At 58.8% G+C, this 6,000-nt stretch carries 4 protein-coding genes; all 4 read left to right on the plus strand.

All coding sequences use genetic code 11. The features are described 5' to 3' along the window. The first annotated feature begins 52 nt into the window (after positions 1–52). The 4 genes from HGP14_RS15905 to HGP14_RS15920 all read left to right on the plus strand — a co-directional run bounded on the left by HGP14_RS15905 (position 53) and on the right by HGP14_RS15920 (position 5,256). Positions 53–1,237, plus strand: coding sequence for a GTP-binding protein (locus HGP14_RS15905; protein WP_168830825.1), 1,185 nt, complete (start codon positions 53–55; stop codon positions 1,235–1,237). A gap of 131 nt (positions 1,238–1,368) precedes the next feature. Then, entirely contained in the window at positions 1,369–1,677 is a 309-nt protein-coding gene (locus HGP14_RS15910; protein WP_168830826.1) for a hypothetical protein, read from the plus strand. A gap of 28 nt (positions 1,678–1,705) precedes the next feature. Then, positions 1,706–3,850: a peptidase domain-containing ABC transporter gene (locus HGP14_RS15915; RefSeq protein WP_168830827.1), complete on the plus strand. Its 2,145-nt coding sequence runs from the start codon at positions 1,706–1,708 to the stop codon at positions 3,848–3,850. Next, positions 3,847–5,256 (plus strand): HlyD family type I secretion periplasmic adaptor subunit, encoded by a 1,410-nt coding sequence (locus tag HGP14_RS15920; protein ID WP_168830828.1) that lies wholly within the window; start codon positions 3,847–3,849, stop codon positions 5,254–5,256. Before HGP14_RS15915 ends, HGP14_RS15920 begins: the two co-directional genes overlap by 4 nt. Positions 5,257–6,000: the final 744 nt, after the last annotated feature.

Below are 6,000 nucleotides of genomic sequence, written 5' to 3' on the forward strand. Positions count from 1 at the left end.
AATGCTTGCCGCGGCAACGGTCGCTCCGAATGCCTACATTGAAGGGAGGCCGATGAACAGGATCAACCGGCTACCGGTGACAGTGCTGGCCGGCTTTCTTGGCGCCGGCAAGACGACGCTTCTCAGCCACGTGCTGACCAATCGTGAGGGCCTGCGGGTCGCCGTCATTGTCAACGATATGAGCGAAGTGAACATAGACGCTAGTTTCATTCGAGGTGGCGGCTGCAACCTGTCGCATACGACGGAAACGTTGGTCGAGCTCAGCAATGGCTGCATATGCTGCACCCTGCGCAACGACCTCCTGACGGAAGTGCGGCGACTGGCCGAAGAAGGGCGATACGACTATCTGTTGATCGAAGGAACTGGCATTGCGGAGCCACGCCCTATCGCGGCAACCTTTTCCTTCCGCGACGAGAATGGGGTTTCCCTTTCCGATTTCGCGAAACTTGACACGATGGTCACCGTCGTTGACGCGGCAAGCCTTCTTGGCGACTACAGTAGCGCCGATCTGCTTCGCGACCGTGGTCAACAGCGTGACAGTCAGGACCGCCGGACACTCATTGACCTATTAGTTGACCAGATCGAATTTGCCGATGTTGTCGTGATAAACAAGTTTTCGGACTCGACGGACGCGATCCGCGCGGAAGTCCGCAAGGTGGTTGCCGCACTCAACCCGGATGCGCGCCAGGTGGAGACGGATTTCGGCAAGGTTCCTCTTGCAACTGTCCTCAACACCGGCCTCTTTGATGAAGCAAAAGCGGCCGCGCACCCATTGTGGCACAAGGAGCTGTACAGCCCAGGCGCCCATGTTCCAGAAGCGGAGGAATACGGAGTCTCGAGCTTTGTCTATCGCACAAGGCGTCCCTTCGATCCCGTGCGGTTTCGAGAATTCCTGGACGAGCCCTGGCCAGGGGTAATCCGCGCCAAGGGCTATTTTTGGCTTGCCACGCGGCCGCGTCACGTGGGTCTAATATCGGCTGCCGGGGTGCAACGGCGCTGCGAACCTATGGGGCTTTGGTGGGCAGCCGTTCCCCGGCATGATTGGCCGAGTCATCAGCAGTTTCGTCAGCATCTGCATAGCCTGTGGGACAGCGCTTGGGGCGACCGTCGGCAGGAGCTCGTGTTCATCGGTGTGGGCATGGACGAGACCGGCGTCCGTGCCGCGTTGGACGACTGTCTGGCCAGCTCCGATCCGCGGGACTGGTCCGCTCTCGAAGATCCGTTTCCGGCTTGGTAGCTCGCAGGCGGGCGTTGCAATGTTTGCGACATGAGGGCGGAGGCCGCTCATCACAACGGTGTATGAAAGGCGCTGGCGCACGCCCATACCGCGTGACGGATTTTGAGCCCAGGAAAGCAGAGGAGACGATCATGAGCATTGAACTTTACGCAGACGGCATCGGCGAAATCACCGTTACCGGGACGATTGTCAGGATCGATCTGATGTCGCTGTCGGCCACTGAGCGCGACGCGAGCAACAATCCCAAGCCGGTCTTTCGCCAGCGGATCATCATGCCGGTTGATGCCTTCGCCAATGCGGTGGACCTGATGCAAAAGGCCCTCGGCGGACTTGTCGAAGCCGGTGCTGTTCGTCGGATGGGAGGCGCTCCGTCAGATTCGGTATCGGATGTTGTTCAACCGGCACAGAAGCCTTTGAACACTTCCCCGAATTTCAATTGACTGCACACGATAATCGCTAAGGCGGGCCATGGGTATATTTATGCACACCAACCTTCACTGTCTCGCGCTCGTCGCCCGCCATCACGGCGTGGATCTCTCGCCTGAGCGTTTGCAGCATGACTATGCGGTAGGCGATCAGCCGGTTACCGTGCGACAACTGCTGCGCATAGCGAAGGACGCCGGCCTGCGCGCCAAACAGGCCCATCTCGCATGGCGATCACTATTTGAACTGGGCAATGCCTATCCGGTGCTGGCCGGGCTTGAGAACGGCAACTGGGTCGTAATTGCCGGCGCCGCTGCCGATGAGGAAGGGGAACGGATCCATGTGCTCGACCCCCTGGCAGAGCGCATGGAATTCATACTCCTGAATGAAGAGCAGTTCACAAAACAATGGCACGGATCTCTTATCCTTCTGAAGCGCAATTTTCGGATGAGCGATGAGGCTCAGCCATTTGGCTTTCGCTGGTTTATTCCGGAAGTCCTCCGGCAACGCAGCTTCTTCCGCGACGTCGCGCTCGCCGCGTTTGTTCTCTACGGACTCGGCCTCACAACGCCGATATTCTTTCAAATTGTCATCGACAAGGTCCTTGTCCATCAGGGCTACGCGACGCTTACGGTTCTGACGGTCGGCATAGCCGTCGCGCTCGTCTTTGATGCCGTTTTCAGTTTTCTGCGGCGCTATCTTCTTTTGTACGCGACAAACAGGATCGACATCAGAATAGCGACACGCACGTTCGGGCATCTCCTCAATCTGCCCATCACACTCTTCGAGCAGGCGTCCGCCGGCGTCATCGTCAAGCACATGCAGCAGACGGGTCGAATCCGCGAATTTTTGACGGGCCGACTGTTCCTGACGCTTCTCGACGGACTGTCGCTGCTTGTCTTCGTGCCGATCTTGCTGCTCTACAGTGTCAAGCTTACGCTTGTGGTTCTCGGCTTTGCCATGCTTGTCGGGCTTGTCGTCATGATACTTGTCGGACCTTTCCAGCGGCGGCTGCAGGCGCTCTATCTGGCCGAGGGGAACAGGCAGGCTCTGCTCGTCGAAACCGTTCACGGCATGCAGACCGTCAAGTCCCTGGCTCTTGAGCCTCGTCAACGCAAGGTGTGGGATGACTGTTCCGCACAATCCATTTCTGTGCGTTTTCATGTCGAAAAGATCTCGACGATCGCACAGTCAATGACGGCGCTTTTGGAGAAGTTGATGAGCGTCGCAATTATTGGCCTTGGCGCGCTCGACGTGTTTAACAGCACAATGACAGTCGGTGCGCTCGTGGCGTTCAACATGCTCGCCGGCAGGGTGTCCGCGCCGCTCGTCCAGATTGTCACAATGGTCCACGAATACCAGGACGTCGCGCTTTCTGTTCGCATGCTCGGGGAGATCATGAATCAACGCGCCGAGCAGTTTGGTCGCGGTCGCGGCATCCGTCCACAGCTCAAAGGGTGCATTGAATTCGACAACGTAACCTTCCACTACGGCCCGGAGGATTCGCCGGCGCTTGATAACGTTTCCTTCACCATTCCGGCCGGATCGGTCTTCGGCGTCGTCGGCAAGAGCGGTTCGGGCAAAACAACGATCACAAGGCTTATCCAGGGCCTCTACCAGAGCCAGCAGGGGCTTGTTCGAATGGATGGCTACGACAGCCGCGAGATCGATCTCGTTCACCTGAGGACGAGTATCGGTGTGGTGCTCCAGGACAGCTTCCTGTTCCGTGGCACAGTGCGCGATAATATCGCTGCTGCGAAGCCGGGTGCGAGTATCGAAGAGATTGTCGAGGTAGCACGCATCGCAGGTGCGGAAGAGTTCATCGCGCGCCTTCCGCGTGGCTTCGAGACAATGCTGGAGGAGAATGCGTCCAATCTTTCGGGGGGGCAAAAGCAGCGTCTTGCGATCGCACGAGCGCTCATCACCGATCCCAAGCTGCTTATCCTTGACGAGGCGACCAGCGCGCTCGATCCCGATAGCGAAATGATCATACGGCAGAATCTCAGCCAGATCGCGGCGGGGCGTACGGTGATCATCGTTTCGCATCGCCTATCGACCCTTGTCGACTCCGACGCCATCCTCGTGGTCGAGCGTGGCAAGGTCGCCGATATCGGCCGTCACGACCAGCTTGTATCGCGCTGCATGACATATCGCCATCTCTGGTCACAGCAGATGAGGCAAGTGGCATGAACGCTGCCTCCCAGAAATCCAGTGCAAACGCGCCTGTCCCGGTAGCAAGACGCGGAAACGAACTGATGGCAAGGCGCCTCCTTTTGCCCGTCATCGCGGAATTCCAGTCCGATGCCGTGGAGCTTGAAGAGCGCGCCCCACCGCAAATAGCCCGCATCACGCTCTACTGCGTTACGGCTCTCCTTGGCGCCGTTATAGTCTGGGCTTCGGTCTCGTCGATCGACGAAGTGGTCATCGCCCCCGGAAAGCTGATCACTACGCAGCCGACGATCATCGTTCAGCCTCTCGAAACGTCGATCATTCGTACGATCGATGTGACAGCCGGCGAGGTCGTACACGCCGGCCAGACGCTTGCGACGCTCGACGCGACATTCAGCCAGTCGGATGTCAATCAGTTGCGCGCGAAATTCGCCGCGCTCGATGCGCAGGTGAAGCGGCTTGAAGCCGAACTTGCCGGCGCCGACTACTCGGCGATCGCCGGTAACTCCCCTGACGAAGTGTTGCAAGTGCAGCTCTTCGGGCTGCGGCACGCCTTTTATATGGCTCAACTTCAGAATTTCCAGCAACAGATTGCAGGTCAGGCGGCAACGATTGCGGCGAGCAAGGATCAAGAGGTGATCTTGAACAATCGTCGCGAAACTTTGTCCTTGGTCGAGAGCGCCCGCCAGCGGCTCTACAATCGCCAAAGCGGCTCGCTGATCATGTTGCTCGGAGCGCGCGATGCACGTCTCGATGTGGAAGCCAACTTGTCTGCAGTGCGGGGGCGGGCGGACGAAGCGGAGCACTCCTATGCAAAACTGCAGGCCGATCGGCGGGCCTTCATGGAAGACTTCCGACGGGCGGCGATGGAACAACTGGTCGAGCTGCGCAGCCAGCGCGACACCGCAGGGGACGAGCTGAAGAAAATGGCACTGCGGCGCAACATGGTGGTGCTTACCGCCTCGGCCGATGCCGTCGTCCTCGATCTTGCGCAACGCTCGGTCGGTTCGGTTGTCCGCGAGGCAGAGCCGATCGTAACGCTCGTTCCTCTCAATGTTCCATTGGAGGCCGAGGTCTCAGTCAATTCGCGTGACATCGGGCGCATCGAAGTCGGCAAGGAGACTCGGATCAAATTTGATGCCTACCCGTTCCAGAAATACGGCACGGCGTCGGGCACGGTCAGAACGGTCAGCCGCGACGCCTTCACCCCCACGCCGCAGGATGCCGCGGCAAGCCAGTCCAACTCTCCGTTCTTCAAAGCCCGCATTCTTCTCTCCGATATGCGCCTCGGCACAACAAACGATCCTGTCCGGTTGCTCCCCGGAATGGCCGTTTCCGCCGAAATCAAAGTCGGACGTCGAACGGTGATTTCGTATTTTCTCTATCCATTGCTGCGGGGGCTCGACAGCGCCATCCGTGAGCCGTGATCTGCCGTTTTGGGTGGCGTTTCGACGCGGCGCGGCAGTTCGACCGCCACCACGAAGCCGGCACGAAGACCGACGGTGCCACCGCCTCAGGCAGCACGACCGAGGCGCTGATGCGGCAGACTTCGTAGCCATTCAGATGCGCGATCTTGCCTTGCTGCTTGTCGGTTTGCGTACCTAAAGCGGAAATGATGCTCCATAGACAGTTTGAGGTTTGATAATTTGCGAGTCTCCATGTGATCACGCCCGAGCCCCGAACCTGGGGAGCACTGCGCGTGCCAGGGAACTATTTTCGCTGCCGATCCGAAGACTATGCGCCCACGTCGGAATTGTTAACGGCAGCTTTGCGCCGCCATAATGGTCATCGAGCCACCGGTCGCTGTCGCTGCAAAGCAGACACTATGCAGTGACAACACGGGTCGCAGATGCGCCATGTGTGGACGGCCCCGGGTTGGCAAGAGGTTTTCGACTTTTTGCACGTTTCTGGTCGGAGCTGCCATGTGTCCGGCCTTTGAATGCGGCGCGCAGAACGAGGCCGCTGGCCATAATGCTCTCCGCAGATTGGGTCCCGGTCAATAGCTCGCGCTCGAAGCGCCTGGCGCATAGTGGGTTGTCCCTTTCCTTGGGCCGACTGACATAGGTGCGTTATAAGTCTCCTGCTCTTTTACCAACGACGTTCACGACATAGCGTCGTGTTTTCAGGCTCCGGCTAGGACCGGTGTTATTCGATAGGGTTCGTTACGGCTC

Origin of the sequence: Rhizobium sp. P32RR-XVIII, assembly GCF_012641395.1 — a bacterium.
Lineage (GTDB): Bacteria > Pseudomonadota > Alphaproteobacteria > Rhizobiales > Rhizobiaceae > Rhizobium.